Below are 15471 nucleotides of genomic sequence, written 5' to 3' on the forward strand. Positions count from 1 at the left end.
GCATTTCTGTTCAAAAGATAATATTCTCTTTCTGCCCTTTTTTATGAATTCCAAAATGAACCCCTCCCGTGACAGTATGTTCCTACAACTATAACATCTTCTGTGTCCATTTTAAGGGGGGCGACTACAGGTCCTAACACAAATCGGAAACAATTCAGAATTGAACCGAAGTTGTGTCTGGACCTGGTACCTTTAGTATTTTTCATATGAACCTCGCGATATTCATACATATAGATAGTGTGCAAAAATATGAATTTACGGAGGCCTTCTATTGTTGAAAAAATGGGTTGTGGTGTGTGTGGTTTTTCTCATGGCTGTAACAGGGACGATGCAGAATGTACAAGCTGCAAGTTTTAAAGATATGCATAAGAATACGTCGTCGCTGTATGTCGAAGTGAATTACTTGGCAGACCGCGGCATTATAAGCGGTTATCCGGACGGGAAATTTAAGCCAAATGAACCGATTGCAAAGAAGCATATTGCCGCAATGCTAGTTCAGGCACTGGATCTGCCGAGGACGAATTTGCGGGATCCTAACTATAAGGATGTACCAAAATCTCATCCCTATTACAATGAAATAGCGGCTGCGTATAATGCCGGACTGTTCTCAAATGCGGTCAATTTCAAACCGGAATCCAGTATTTCTCGCGCATTTATGGCAAGGTTGATGAGTAAAGCATTTAATTTGAAGGTGCATAAACAGGGAGAAGAAAGTCCACGGTACAGCGATGTCCCTCCCCATTCTGAGTTTCACATTGATATTTTGAGAGTGTCGTCGAACAATATCGCCACTGGATATCCTAACGGGACATTCAAACCGAATCAGCTCATTACACGTTCTCATTTTTCAGCATTTCTTGCGCGTGCCCTTACAACGAGGGTGATGAATATTATGCCGGATCCGAATTATACGTATTACTACACAGACGGATCTAGCAACTATCGCTATGAATATGACAGAAAAGAAGAGAACGGCATGGCTTATTGGCGTATACACAACGAGACGAAACATGAAAAGATTCCTCGTTTAGGCTATATGCAAAACTCTTGGTCCTACGCAGAAGCTTACGACGACTGGTTCCACTACGATCAATATATTCCGTCTCCTTTTGTTGTCACTCAGATCCACAGTGCAAACGATATCGGACCGGTCAACTACGGGAATATTTGGATTACAGAAACGAATGCAGTGAAAACAGTTCGTAAAATAGAGTACCGTGACGTGCTAGTAATGGAGAACTATATGCCATGGGACAATAAAACAGTGTTCGAATACTACGCGAAAGATATTGGACTGATTCAACGTGTGGACAGTTCGGGGAAAGAGCTATATGGATTGGTGAAACGTGCGAAAAAAACTAAGTAACTATACGAGGTCCCGGAACAATTCCTGATTGTGTCGGGACCTTTTGCTGGTACCAGGTCCCGACACAACTCGGAGACTATTCTGAATTGAACTAAAGTTGTGTGTGTACCTGGTACCAGCAAAAAACAGCGCACCCTCGTCTACACAAGAGGGTGCGCTGTCTCCATTCACTTTTCTTCAATTAACCCACTATCCACCAAGAATTCCTTAGCGACGAGTTCAACCATCATGCCGTCATTGTCGACTTTTCCATTCATGACTTGCATGGCTTTTTCATCGATTTTACCTTCGAGAAGGCCGAGTACTTCTTCAAGTTCGGGGTATTCTTTGAGCGTTTCATCTCGTACTAACGGCAGTGCATGATAGGGAGGGAAATACGATTTGTCATCTTCTAAGACGCGTAGATTCGCAATGGCCAGCTGTCCATCCGTCGTGTAGGAGTTAATGACATCTACTTCATTTGCACCAATCGCACGATACATCATGCCGTGATCCATTCCTTTGACATCTTTAAACGCGATGTCATATTCCGTTTGGAAACCAGGTAATCCATCTGGTCGGTCAATAAATTCGAACACGGCGCCTAGTGTAAAGTCCTTCGATACTTTAGCGAAATCACTAAACGTCACAAGGCCTAACTCTTCAGCTTTCGCCTCATCTAGTGCCAGTGTATACGTATTATTGAATCCGAACGTACCGAGTGCGGTGATATTGTCACCGGCGACAAGTCGTTTGGTCGCTGCTAATGTTTCTTCGGCTGTCCCAGGTTCTTCGTGATAATATGTCACCACAATGGTCCCCGTATAGTCAGGGATGACATCTATATGGTCATTTGTCATGGCGTTCCAGACGACAGACGAGCCGCCCAAGTTTTCTTTGTAAAGAATATCTAGACCTAACCGATCCTCAATTAACTGTCCCATTATATTAGACAAAATAATACTTTCCGTATTATTTCGAGAACCGAGTCTAAGTGAATCTTTTTCATTGAATATACAGCCTGAAAGTAGGCTAGCCAGTAAGATCGTGACGAGCAATAGTGTAAGTTTGTTTTTCAACATTATTTCAATCCTTCCGGCGTCGTCCAACGTTCAACCGCGCTAAAGAACGTTTCAAGGGCAATTGCAAGGATCGCCGCTGGAATGGCTCCAAGTAAAATCAATCCGTCTATTCCACGTGTAATTCCGAGGAAAATGAAATCGCCGAGTCCACCTGCTCCGATGAATGCAGCGAGAGTCGCGTTACCGACGTTAATCACTGCAGCTGTTCGAATGCCGGCCATAATAATAGGGACTGCAAGAGGCAATTCAACTTTAAACAAAATTTGCCTGCTCGTCATACCCATACCTCTCGCGGCTTCGATTGTGGCGGGATCCACGTCTTTAATCCCTGTGTATGTGTTTCGCATAATAGGCAGTAACGAGTAAAGGAATAACGCAGCAATTGCGGTTTTCACACCAATTCCGAAAATGGGAATCATAAAACCAAGTACAGCTAAACTAGGGATGGTTTGCATAATACCTGCCGCACCAAGTACCCCAGTTTTAAGTCTAGGTACGCGTGTAATGAGAATTCCGAGCGTTACAGCAATGAGCACTGCGAGGATCATCGAGAAAAATACGAGTTGAATATGGACGGATGTCGCTTCGAGCACTTCCGGCCATCGCAATTTGGTTTGTTCTACAAGTTGTTGCCATATATTTAAATTATTCATGTAGATCGTCCCCCTTATCTGTCCATTGACTAGACATCGCAGAGAGTAAGGAGCCGCGGTTGACGAGTCCTACAAGTATATGATGTTCATCGACAATAGGGATCATGCCGAACGGTGAAGTGTCCATCATAATAATTGCATCTTTTGCCGTCGCCGTATCCACTAAATAAGGTACTGCAGGTTTCATCACTTCATCAATGGTTTGGATGCCGTCCACATTTTTAATCAAATCATAAGCAGAAACAATACCCAGTAGCTTCTTATGATCATTTACGACGAGAAGATCCGTTATTTTTCGTTGACGTATAAGTGAAATGGCTCGTTCTGGAGAAATGCTAGAACGGGTCGTGACAACCTTCTCTGCCATGATCTCAGTAACAGGCATCAATTCAGGATTTTGGATAATTCGATGCTTACCCATAAACTCTTCGACAAAGCCGTGTGCGGGTTCGTGTAGTAATTTCTCTGGAGTGTCTAACTGAAGTAAATTGCCATCTTTCATAATGGCAATACGGTCGCCCATTTTTAACGCTTCATCCATGTCGTGTGTAACAAAGACAATGGTCTTCTTTAACTTTTTGTGTAGCTTAATTAATTCTTCTTGCAACTGTTCACGTGTAAGGGGATCCAGTGCACTGAACGGTTCATCCATTAAAATAATATCTGGATTTGCTGCAAGCGCTCTCGCAATTCCGACACGTTGTTGTTGTCCACCTGATAATTCCTTCGGATAACGTGTAGCATAAATTTCCGGATCCAGTCCCACTAATTCAAGTAGTTCTTGGACACGTGTTTTAATTTCTTTTTCATCCCAGTTTTTAAGTTGCGGTACAATAGAAATGTTTTTTTCAATCGTATAGTGAGGAAAAAGGCCGATTTGCTGAATGACATAACCAATATTTCTGCGGAGTTCAGCGGCGTTGTAAGATTTGATATCTTTGCCGTTGATAGAAATTTTTCCACTTGTGTGTGGAATAATCCGGTTAATCATTTTCATTGTAGTCGACTTACCTGATCCACTAGGTCCTATCAGAACAAGTAATTCGCCTTCAGCAATCTCGAAGTTGACAGATTTCACAGCTTGAAATCCACCATCGTACATTTTTGAAACATTTTCAAACTTCAGCATAAGTACCTCCTGTATGTAATGAAAGAAAAATCTTATTTTTAAACGATTCCAAAATTGATAGTTAAGCACTGACCGGTGCCTCTTAACGAATTCAGAAAAACGCTCACCAAATTACCTTAACATATTAGTAAAGTATGTTCAAGGAGGAATGAATTTATAGGGTACCAGGTCCCCACACAACTCAAAAACTATTCTGAATTGAACTGAAGTTGTGTGCGGACCTGGTACTTTTTGTTATGCCGTTTGTCCTTCAATTTTGATTTCGCTAGTAAATACGTATAAAATATACTTCTGTACTCTTATAAATTACTGGAGAAGTACGGGTGTACATAATGAATAAATGTTTACGTGGAGGGTTTTTATGAAGTATAGAATCAGTAACAAGCAAGTATTCGAGCAAGCACAGTTGCGATCGGTGTCAGATGTACCGTTCACTGAAGAAGAACTGCAAGATGGTATGAGGTTAGCGGTGGCTAAGGAAGACCCTACGTTGGCGCTGTATTTGGTAGAGGTAGACGGTCAGAGGAAATTTGAAGTTCGTTGGGATGATTCACACGAGCTTTTCACGGGCTGGTATTCGGCTTGGGAAAATTTCACATGGTGTTTAGATATCGCAAGTAACTGATTTTACAGATATTTGTGTGCAAAACTATCCATATGCTTGAGTTAAAAGACTCCGCGGGTTTATGCAAACTGGCGGAGTTTTTGTGTTTCGGTACCAGGTCCCCACACGATTCAGAATTGAACTAGAATTGTGTGGGGACCTGGTACCGTTCGCAACCCGCTCTGTCCCCAAAAAAGCTCCACAAACATATGCTATTACAAAAGTAAAAGTTTGTGCTACTTATAAGGGGAGAGGAGCTACTAGTTCATGGCTACAAAACCGCAACAACTAAAAAGAGGCGACACGATAGGCATTGTTACGCTTGGAAGTCCGCTCGCGGCCACTCGCATTACGGAAGGGATCCGGATGTTGCAAAGTATGGGATATAAAGTCGTGGTGGGTGATCATGTGTATTCCGCTAATGGGTTTCTTGCGGCGACTCCTCGGCAAAGGGCTTCGGATTTAATGAAGATGTTTAAAAATCCGGAAGTGAAATGGATTTTACCTACTCGCGGTGGTGTTGGAGTGGCAGGTATCTTACCATTCCTTGATTTTAACGTCATTAAACAAAACCCGAAAATTGTTTCGGGATACAGCGACATCACGGTTTTATTAAATGTCTTGTTTGAATATGCCGACCTCATCAGTTTTCAAAGTTTGTTATTGTTAGACTTTAATTCAGGAACACCTCCGTATAATTTCAACCAATTCTTTACAGCAACATCAAATGTCAGGGCACCTTGGCAAATTATGAATCCACCTGGAGTTCCACTGATTGGATTAGTTCCAGGAAACGTTACAGGACCGATTGTAGGGGGGAATCTCACGTCGTTCGTAGGTACGTTAGGCACCTCCTATGAAATCAATACGGAAGGCAGAATTCTTCTTTTGGAAGAAACACATGAACCGATTAATACGGTGTATCGCTACGTAAACCACTTGGCGATGGCAGGGAAGTTTGATGATTGTGCAGGGATTATTATGGGACAATGTACGAACTGTGAGTCGGCCTACGGGAAAAGTTACGTAGATTTGATCAATGAATTTTTCGTTCCACTTGGCAAACCTTTATTGACGAACTTGGCCAGCGCACATAGCTACTATAAAGCGACGATTCCTATTGGGGCGAGTGTTCAAATGGATACGGTGAACCGAACGTTGACGGTGATGGAGCCAGTAGTAAAGTAGGTGCCAAGACCACATACTCTTCATTTATATACAATCATGATTTTTTAGTTATATACGTAAGATTTGGGGTATACTAATATAGCAAGAAGGTCTACTTTGGTAAATTAAAGTATCGTATAGGTATTGAATAGATGGTCTTTAAAGACGACAAGAATAGTAGGTGAATAAGATGGGGAAGTATCAATTGGATAGCAAAGGTAAGGCGGCTGTGGCAAAGTATCATGAGAAGAACAAGCCAGTGCAATTTGATAAAAAGAAGCAACTTGAAAAAATCCGTACAGCGTATTTGGAAAAAAAGCAAAAACAAGCAGATGAATAAGATACATTAGGTGTTAGCATGGCTTGAGAACTATGTTGAAATGTACTAACACCTAGCACGTAATTTTCATATTCATACATGGAAAACTCTCAGCATTCATTGCTTGGAGTTTTTTGTATCCAGCCAACATAATCATTGGACAAATGTGTTAGTAATGAAACGATTTAATATCGTAAACCTGTAATTGTTGTTATGATGTGTTTATATTCTGCAGGAAGAGATAGTTGCCGTCAGAAAATACTTAATAAGGTGTGAATTCCATTGAATCTTTTAAATGTTAGAAAAGGCCAATTTGTTTATTACCAAAACAAGCTACATCAAGTCTACTCAGTGAAAGCTTTTTTTAAGCAGTCGGTTCACTTAGTCCGATTAGAAGATTTTGAACAACAGCTGGCAACTGCTAGAGAAATTAATTTGTATAAACCAAAACATATGGACAGTTTTGTAGTGAATCATAAACGCTATACATTGCATAAAGACGAGAAGGCTAAAGTAGGCGATTATATTTTAATCATCAATCCACAGCCGGATTCATTAGATTATCACTATCTACACGCGATTGAAATGGTGTCTTCTATTGAACGAAACGGCGTTATCAGTAATAAATCCAATGGAATTAAACATAATGAGTATTGGGTGATGATCCCCGGGCTACAAGAGGGCGCGAATATTATTGATCTGGAAATTCCAGATGTCAATTATATAACTGAACAAGGAAACCAACAGTTGGAAATCCAGACACCTGAAGCGCATATACCTAAAATAGGCGATATATACCAATGTCACGACAGTGTTCCACCTCTACAGGCAATGGTTATCGCTACACAAGGCGATACGCTTTATTTAGGCGGAGACGTTGAAGTGAAAATGGATGAATTGATGGATACGGATTCTTGGAGTTTGGTTCACACCATTCCGAGTCTGTAGTCTAGAACGCGACAGAAAAACAAATGAAGGTACCTAATCCTCACACTCATCATCGACAGTTTTGAATGGAGATGAAGTTGTGTCAGGACTGGGTGCCTTTTTAATTTCCACCTCGATTTAGTATGGCTCCTGTCTTTTTTGCGTTGGGAAACTTGCTATCAGATAACTCAGGAACCAAGTGCTACATTATGTCTGTTGTCAAGAAATATTTCCCATTTAAGCTATCAATCGTTATACTAGAAAAGACGGAACGAATATACGTTCTGAATTCGACCGTACACTATACAGCTAGAGAGGTTTACATATGAAAGGCACTTCACATTTAGTTATCGGCACAGCTGTCGGCGCCATTGCGGGATACGCTGTGCAGCCGGATATCCAAAATGCTTTGATAGGCGCGGTGGTTGGCGGAATATCTGGAGTAGTTCCGGATCTCGACACGAACGGGCTCGCGAGCAACAGTATCACACTTAGTAAGAAAGTAAGCAAATGGCTCATGGAGACTGCTGGCATCGTCATTTTGCTGACTCTCATTTATCAGGTATTTACAGAAGGACTGAGTCAAGAAATTTATGTGTATGGAGGCATCGGACTTCTGTTGCTGATTGTGTCGCGTCTCATCACACAGCGCCGAATGCTCACCATTACCGGTATTCTTGTCATGCTTCTCGGTTTTGTCCTTGACCAGTCGCTAGGCATTTTACTCGCTGGCGGCTATATACTCATTGCCTCGTTCTTACCGCATAGATCCTATACGCATTCTATACTTGGCATTGTTTTCTATGCGTATATATTGAAGCATTTATATGCGCAGTGGCCGATTGACGGCTTACTCGCTGCAGGGCTTGCCGGTTATATTAGCCATCTACTTGCCGATATGAAGATTCTTCCTGTTAACCGGCGCGGAGTTAAATGGTTTTTGCCTTTGTGGAATCGGGAATTTTGAGGTACCAGGTCCCGACACAACTTGAGAACAATTCAGAATAGTTTTATTGATTACTTAAGAGAAGCGCTACACACGCTTCTCTTTTTGCTATATGATTACTATAGTTGAACTTAATTTGAATAATACATAGGTGAAAAAATGAAAAAACAAAATAAAAAACCCATTAGTATGCAAGTATGGTTGACGGCTTTGGTGTGTTTGGTTGTTCTAGTTTCTCTTTCAGTAGCCGGTTATTTAATTGGTAGCAATGCAGCCGATCAAGCTAGGAAATCTCAATCGGAAAAAGCGATGAATATAGCAATTACTATCAGTCATGCACAGTCGGTGATTGATGGCTTGACAGGAAAAGGACCAATTGAAGATATCCAGGCGTTCACTAAATCTGTACAAAACGACACACAAGTTGAATATATCGTAGTAATCAATAATGAACGTATCCGCCAATCCCATCCAGTAACTGAGCGCATCGGCCAATATTTTGTAGGCGGTGACGAAGACAAGGCATTTAAGGGAGAGCAGTACACGTCCATGGCTACAGGAACATTGGGTAAGTCAATGAGAGCGTTTGTACCGATCACGTCCGAAGGTCAAATTATTGGTGTGGTTGCCGTTGGTATTATGATGGATAATGTTCGTACTAGTGTTTTAGCTAGTATTAATGCGAGCTTTATCGGGATTGGCTTTGGTTTACTGATTGGCTTATTTGGTGCCGTTTTATTGGCAAGAAAAGTGAAGCGTACTTTATTTGGACTTGAACCGAGGGAAATCGCTCAACAACTTCGCGAGAGGGAGTCGATGCTTGAAGCGGTCAGCGATGGTATTGTTGCCATTAATGACAAGGCAGAAATTGTCTTAGCGAATCAAGCAGCCATCACGCTTTTTCGGAATGCGGGCATGGAAGGAAATCCTATTGGAAAGCCTATTCAATCTTTTGTTCCTTCGCTACCGCTTCAGCAGATGCTTGAACATAAGAAACCTCAGTATGACCAAGAGTATAAATTAAATGGACTGGATGTCGTCGTCACCCAAGTACCTGTCATTTCTAACCATCACGTAGTCGGAGCACTTGCTATATTCCGCGATAAATCCGAATTAACTTCGCTAGTGGAACAGCTATCCGGGGCTAGGGTATACGCTGAAACGCTGAGGTACCAGACGCATGAGTTTATGAATAAACTGCATATCATCATGGCGATGGTTCACACGAAATCTTATGATGAGTTAAAAGAGTATACCGCCTATATTTCAGATGCTTACCAAACAGAAACAGGCCTTGTTTCAAGACTAGTCAAAGATCCTGTCATTGCGGGCTATTTAATGGGGAAGTTAAGAGAATTACGCGAATCGGGGATAAAAATTAAATTCAATGGGGATCATCCGCTACCTCCTTTAAAAAAGGTTGAGCATATGGATAAGATCATCACGATACTAGGAAACTTACTAGATAATGCTTGTGATGCAGTGAGTGATCAAGCCGATGGGGAGTTACAAGTGACACTTAATTATGAAGAGTCTCGATTAGAATTCAGCGTACACGATAATGGACCTGGAATCCTTGTAGAGAATATCGAAGAAGTATTTGAACAGGGAATGTCTTCAAAAGGTGAAGGCCGCGGTTATGGGCTGTACCTGGCTAAAATCGCATTGGATGAATTGGGTGGTATTTGGTCTGTATCTTCTACGAAAGGAAAAGGGACACAATTTAGTGTAAGTGTTCCATACAAAGGTGAAGCATTATGATTCAAGTATTAATCATTGAAGATGATCCAATGGTTGCGAAATTCAATGGAATTTATTTGGAAAGTATTCCAGGTTTCTCGGTTGCCGGTTTTGCAAAAAATGTAGCAGAAGCTCGGAAATTTCTTGAGTTGTCAAAAGTGGATCTCATTTTACTCGATGTCTATATGAAAGGACCGACTGGACTTGATCTATTAAAGGAGCTTCGAAAAGAGGGCGACTCACTAGATGTTATTCTAATTACAGCTGCCAATGATAAAGAGTCTGTGCAACAAGCGCTTCGATATGGGGCTGTTGATTACCTTATAAAACCATTTACTTTTGAACGCTTTCAAAATGCTTTATTGCAATTTAAAAAGCAACTTCATTTGATGAATCAGCATGAAAAAATCAGCCAGGATGAAATTGATCATTTACTACATACCGTGGATAGAAAAACTAGTAACACATTGGAATTGCCAAAAGGTCTGACGAAAACGACATTCACACGTATTGCTGAGCAGATCATCGAAAGGCAAGGAACTATATTTTCTACAGCAGAACTTGCAGAAGACGTTGGAGTGTCAAGTGTATCCACACGAAAGTATTTACATTATCTCGTTGACCATAAACTTATCGATAGCGATATAGTGTATCAGTCAACAGGACGTCCTTTAACAAATTACCAACTGTTGCCTGAAAAAGTAGATATCCTTCAGTCGTTGCTAAATAAGTAATATACAGGTTGTACGAATAAGCATTCAGGCAGTTTGGTGACAGAAATTCGCAACTGCTTGAGTTGCTTATTTTAGTTACAAAAGTATTTGTTTGATTACGTAATATATAAAATCTGAATAGTCCCTCTTATAGTTAAACAAATAAGAAAGCGTTTTCGGAGGGATGACAATGAAGGATATGGCATCAAATACCTGGCAGAAATTATGGCGTTCACATGACCAGGCAAAAGATTTACTTAATTTCTTTTCTTATAAGAAAAAACTAACGGCAGCAAATCATCATGTAACTGCAAAAGAGGAACAGATTTCACCTCAACCCCCTAATCAGAACTCGGGTAAAAGTTCTTCCTATTCTACCGTCCAATTGGTAGGTCTAATTCTGGGTCCGCTTTTATTTATCATCATGATGTTCTTTTTATCTCCTGAAGGGATGAATTCGGAAGCCAAATCGGTACTGGCTGTAACGCTGTGGGTAGCGACATGGTGGATTACGGAAGCGATTCCTATTCCAGTCACATCGCTGCTTCCCATTTTTCTATTACCGGTGACAGGGGCTATGGAAGCCGATGTAGTTACATCTTCCTACGGAAATGATATTATTTACTTGTTTTTAGGCGGGTTTTTCATTGCTACAGCGATGGAGAAATGGAACTTGCATAAACGGCTGGCACTGGCCATTATTGCATTCATCGGTACAGGGACTCAACGTATCTTGCTCGGCTTCATGACGGCTACAGCATTCCTGTCTATGTGGGTTTCAAATACTGCTGCGGTCATGATGATGATTCCTATGGGATTGGCGATTACAGCCCAGGTAGCTGCTGCGTTAAAAGGCACTCCGGAAGAAAAGGAATTGCCGAAGTTTGAAAAAGCACTTATTTTCGGAATTGGTTATGCAGGAACGATTGGTGGGCTCGGTACGCTTATAGGGACACCGCCCAATATTATTCTAGCGGCACAAGTTAAAGAATTATTCGATGTCGAGATTTCCTTTGCGGGCTGGATGCTCGTCGCAGTACCAATTGTCATAGTGCTGTTGTTTTCTACGTGGATTTATCTTGGACGCTTTGCGTTTAAGATGAATATCAAAGGTCTTCCAGGCGGAAAAGAAGTGATCACCGAAGAACGAAAAGCTTTAGGGAAAACATCATTCGAAGAAAAAGCGGTGAGTGCAGTCTTCGCTTTTGCAGCGTTTATGTGGATTACGCGTGAATTTCTTTGGATAAACATCCTCCCAGGTTTAAAAGACGGCATGATAGCGGTAGTGGCAGCGGCATTGCTGTTTGCTATTCCTACTTCCAAGAAAATCGGCAAACGCATTCTAGCATGGGAAGATTCAAAAGAAATTCCATGGGGAGTTTTGCTATTATTTGGAGGAGGACTTGCCATTGCAGCGGGTTTTCGAGAAACGGGACTTTCTGAATGGATTGGTTCGCAATTGACAGCTTTGGAAGGATTCCATATGTTCGCTATAATTGCTGCCTCTTCTTTACTCGTACTAGCATTGACGGAGTTCACATCGAATACGGCAACAGCAACCATGATTCTTCCTGTATTGGCAGCGCTTGCACTATCCATGCATATCCATCCATTTGCTTTGATGGTACCCGCTGCAATGGCTGCAAACTGTGCTTTCATGTTACCGGTCGGCACACCTCCTAACGCTATCATTTTCGCAACGAATAAGCTCCGCTTGAGAGAAATGGTACGAGTCGGATTTATCATTAATGTGTTTGTACTCATACTGATTGTATTGGCTGCCTACTTCCTATTACCTCTATTCTGGGGAATTGATTTGCAAGTAGTGCCGGAATCGTTTTATGAGAATTTTAAGTAATTAAAGTTTACTAGTTATCAATAATTATAGAAAACCCACTAGCCAGTTCTAGTGGGTTTTAGTTTGATCTAAACTGTGTTGGGACCTGGCACCACAAAAGAGGATTACATCTCTCAAAACTGGGAATGCTAGTAGATAAGTGTCATCATTTCAAGGAGGGTTTACTAATGAAAAGGAGTTCGTCGACAGACAGAATACTACCGGTTACCTCGTTCAATAGCGGAGATGTGGAAGAGATTGCTGAGGGGATTTACTGCTATACGGTGCAAATCGTCAATGTTTTTTTCATACGGAATCAAGCAAATCCGAATGAATGGATTCTGATTGACGCCGGAATGCCGGCTTCGGGTGGTACCATACTCGAGAAGGCGGAAGAGTTGTTCGGCAAGGATTGTAAGTTGAAAGAAATTATTCTGACGCACGGTCATTTCGACCATATCGGTGGCATTATCGATATCTTGGAGAAGCAGCCCGTGCCGGTTTACGCCCATCCTTTAGAAATGCCATTTCTGAGTGGAGAGAAAGACTATCCTAAGCCTGATAGCTCGGTAGAAGGTGGTGCAGTTGCGAAAATGTCCGGTACTTTTCCTGTCGAAGCCATCGATATTTCCGAATATCTTCATTCGCTGCCGGAAGACGGTACTATACCGATGTTATCGGGCTGGCGGTGGATTCATACACCGGGACATGCACCAGGTCATATTTCATTATTCCGAGAGCAAGACCGTTTGCTACTGGCAGGTGATGCGTTTGTGACGGTGCAGCAAGATTCGCTCTATAAAGTGCTGACACAGAAGCAAGAAATCCATGGTCCTCCCGTTTATTTGACGACGGATTGGAAAGCGTCGAAGGCATCGGTACAAACGTTGGCCAATCTCAGACCCGTAGTCGCTGGTACCGGACATGGCAGCCCGGTGTTGGGTACGGAACTTATAGAAGGATTGAATAGGCTGGCGGCTGACTTTGAAGAATTGGCAGTGCCGGATCATGGTCGGTTCGTTGATGATAAAAAATAACCCGGATTTTTATCCGGGTTTTTTGATTGAATTTGCATCTAGGTTTTTTATCTTGGAGTCATTTAAATTGTAATGTTTTTTTGCTTGTCCAAAAAGCAGTCAGTGAAGTTGAATGAAATGGACGTGGCGCCGTAACTATTCCAACATGCAATAATTCTAGAAATCGTTCCTGCTATATAAGTGGAAGGATCTGTGAGTAAAATCATGATCAGGAAGATAATGTATAAAACAAATAGAGTTAATGCTATTGTGTATATAAGTATATTATTATATACTACTTTTGGAAAGGAGCATATATTATGAATGTAAAAGAGACGGTTGACATACAACGAGCCTCGCAGATTTTAAAGTTATTAAGTGATAAAACGAGATTAACGATGATGAAACTACTTTCATCACATGAATGTTGTGTGTGCGAATTCGTAGAAATTTTTAAGATGAGCCAGCCCGCCATCAGCCAACATTTACGTAAGTTGAGAGATATTGAACTAGTAAAAGAGGAACGAAGAGGTCAATGGATTTTTTACTCAATCAATTGTGAACATGAGGAATACATGCTGATTAAAAGTATACTCGACCAATTGCCGGAACAAGATGAATCCATTCATGAATTGAAGAAACAAGGTTTACGAATTTCATGCAACTAGGGAGGACATAGGAATGGCTACAACCATGATTGCGATTGCCATATTCGTTATCACGTTAATCTTTGTGATTTGGCAACCGAAAAATCTGTCAATTGGATGGACAGCTTGCATCGGCGCTTTATTCGCTTTATTATTTGGCGTTGTGGATGTTCAAGATGTAATAGATGTTACAGGTATTGTATGGAATGCTACGTTGGCATTCATTGCTATCATCATTATTTCACTCATACTGGATGAAATAGGATTTTTTGAATGGGCAGCTTTACATATGGCGCGTTTTGCCAAAGGCAGCGGAATACGGATGTTTATTTATGTAAGTGTACTTGGCGCTGTTGTGGCTGCATTATTTGCAAATGATGGAGCAGCGTTGATTCTGACACCTATCGTGCTTGCAATGGTGAGAAACTTGAAGTTCAGTGAAAAGATGATCTTTCCATTTATTATTGCTAGTGGATTCATTGCGGATACAACATCATTGCCTTTCGTTGTGAGTAATTTGGTCAATATTGTTTCAGCAGACTTTTTTGGGATCGGTTTCGTTGAATATGCATCTAGGATGATTGTCCCTAACTTGTTTGCTTTGGTTGCGAGTATCACCGTCCTGTATATATTCTTCCGTAAAAGTATTCCCGGTCGCTATAATGTATTGGATTTAAAAGAGCCTAAAGAAGCGATAAAGGATGTCAAAATGTTTAGGCTATCATGGATAATACTGAGCATATTGGTGACCGGTTATTTTGCGAGTGAGTATTTACATATACCTGTCTCCATCATTGCTGGTATCGTAGCGATATTTTTCTTAGTTATGGCAAATAGAAGTACCGCTGTGCAAACAAAACAAGTGTTGAAAGGAGCTCCTTGGGCAATTGTATTTTTCTCAATAGGTATGTATGTAGTCGTGTATGGATTAAAGAATGCGGGCTTGACAAGTGTATTGGCAGATGTTATTCAAATGGCAGCGGATCAGGGATTGTTTGTTGCTACTATTTCCATGGGCTTCATAGCTGCTTTTTTATCATCAATTATGAATAATATGCCGACGGTCATGATTGATGCGCTTGCCATTGCAGATACAAACACTACAGGCACAATTCGGGAAGCACTGATCTATGCAAATGTCATTGGATCTGATCTTGGACCTAAAATCACGCCCATTGGATCATTGGCAACTTTACTGTGGCTGCATGTACTTTCACAGAAAGGTGTCAAAATTAGCTGGGGAACCTATTTTAAAATAGGGGTCATTTTAACGATTCCTACACTGTTTATTACATTGATCGGATTATACCTGTGGTTATTGATTATTTAAATGAAATAAAAAAGGA

15 protein-coding genes are annotated in these 15471 nt (G+C 41.2%); 12 read left to right on the top strand and 3 right to left on the bottom strand.

Translation table 11 applies throughout. The annotated features are described in order from the left end of the window. Positions 1-271: 271 nt before the first annotated feature. Positions 272-1366, top strand: coding sequence for an S-layer homology domain-containing protein (locus CSV60_RS10590; protein WP_099636966.1), 1095 nt, complete (start codon positions 272-274; stop codon positions 1364-1366). A 167-nt stretch (positions 1367-1533) separates the two neighbouring features. Here the strand turns inward: CSV60_RS10590 and CSV60_RS10595 are convergent, their stop codons facing one another. Genes CSV60_RS10595 through CSV60_RS10605 form a run of 3 tightly spaced genes read right to left on the bottom strand, consistent with a single transcriptional unit; the run spans position 1534 to position 4209 of the window. Then, on the bottom strand, positions 1534-2427 hold the full coding sequence (locus CSV60_RS10595) for a glycine betaine ABC transporter substrate-binding protein (protein ID WP_099630723.1): 894 nt from the start codon (positions 2425-2427) through the stop codon (positions 1534-1536). Beyond that, a complete protein-coding gene (locus CSV60_RS10600) occupies positions 2427-3080 on the bottom strand; it encodes an ABC transporter permease (protein WP_099636967.1) in 654 nt (217 codons plus the stop codon). Before CSV60_RS10600 ends, CSV60_RS10595 begins: the two co-directional genes overlap by 1 nt. Then, positions 3073-4209, bottom strand: coding sequence for a betaine/proline/choline family ABC transporter ATP-binding protein (locus CSV60_RS10605; RefSeq protein WP_099636968.1), 1137 nt, complete (start codon positions 4207-4209; stop codon positions 3073-3075). The genes CSV60_RS10600 and CSV60_RS10605 overlap by 8 nt, the downstream gene beginning before the upstream one ends. Before the next feature lie 361 nt (positions 4210-4570). Between CSV60_RS10605 and CSV60_RS10610 the strand changes: the two genes are divergently transcribed. From CSV60_RS10610 to CSV60_RS10660, 11 genes are all read left to right on the top strand, one after another. Beyond that, a complete protein-coding gene (locus CSV60_RS10610) occupies positions 4571-4834 on the top strand; it encodes a hypothetical protein (RefSeq protein WP_099636969.1) in 264 nt (87 codons plus the stop codon). A gap of 246 nt (positions 4835-5080) precedes the next feature. After that, positions 5081-6001: a S66 peptidase family protein gene (locus CSV60_RS10615; RefSeq protein WP_099636970.1), complete on the top strand. Its 921-nt coding sequence runs from the start codon at positions 5081-5083 to the stop codon at positions 5999-6001. Between the two features lie 169 nt (positions 6002-6170). After that, positions 6171-6320, top strand: a complete 150-nt coding sequence (locus tag CSV60_RS15985; RefSeq protein ID WP_099636971.1) for a hypothetical protein — start codon at positions 6171-6173, stop codon at positions 6318-6320. Between the two features lie 261 nt (positions 6321-6581). After that, positions 6582-7247: a hypothetical protein gene (locus CSV60_RS10625; RefSeq protein WP_099636972.1), complete on the top strand. Its 666-nt coding sequence runs from the start codon at positions 6582-6584 to the stop codon at positions 7245-7247. Positions 7248-7551: 304 nt separating this feature from the next. Continuing rightward, complete coding sequence (locus CSV60_RS10630) at positions 7552-8193, top strand: metal-dependent hydrolase (protein ID WP_099636973.1); 642 nt, start codon at positions 7552-7554, stop codon at positions 8191-8193. 138 nt (positions 8194-8331) lie between these two features. After that, complete coding sequence (gene dcuS / locus CSV60_RS10635) at positions 8332-9933, top strand: DcuS/MalK family sensor histidine kinase (RefSeq protein ID WP_099636974.1); 1602 nt, start codon at positions 8332-8334, stop codon at positions 9931-9933. After that, on the top strand, positions 9930-10646 hold the full coding sequence (locus tag CSV60_RS10640) for a response regulator (RefSeq protein ID WP_099630732.1): 717 nt from the start codon (positions 9930-9932) through the stop codon (positions 10644-10646). The genes dcuS and CSV60_RS10640 overlap by 4 nt, the downstream gene beginning before the upstream one ends. Before the next feature lie 169 nt (positions 10647-10815). Next, positions 10816-12483 (top strand): SLC13 family permease, encoded by a 1668-nt coding sequence (locus tag CSV60_RS10645; protein WP_099636975.1) that lies wholly within the window; start codon positions 10816-10818, stop codon positions 12481-12483. Positions 12484-12650: 167 nt separating this feature from the next. Continuing rightward, positions 12651-13499, top strand: coding sequence for an MBL fold metallo-hydrolase (locus tag CSV60_RS10650; protein WP_099636976.1), 849 nt, complete (start codon positions 12651-12653; stop codon positions 13497-13499). 299 nt (positions 13500-13798) lie between these two features. Next, positions 13799-14146, top strand: a complete 348-nt coding sequence (locus CSV60_RS10655; RefSeq protein ID WP_099630735.1) for an ArsR/SmtB family transcription factor — start codon at positions 13799-13801, stop codon at positions 14144-14146. 13 nt (positions 14147-14159) lie between these two features. After that, complete coding sequence (locus tag CSV60_RS10660) at positions 14160-15455, top strand: arsenic transporter (protein ID WP_099630736.1); 1296 nt, start codon at positions 14160-14162, stop codon at positions 15453-15455. Positions 15456-15471: the final 16 nt, after the last annotated feature.

The organism is Sporosarcina sp. P7 (genome assembly GCF_002743425.1).
GTDB lineage: Bacteria > Bacillota > Bacilli > Bacillales_A > Planococcaceae > Sporosarcina.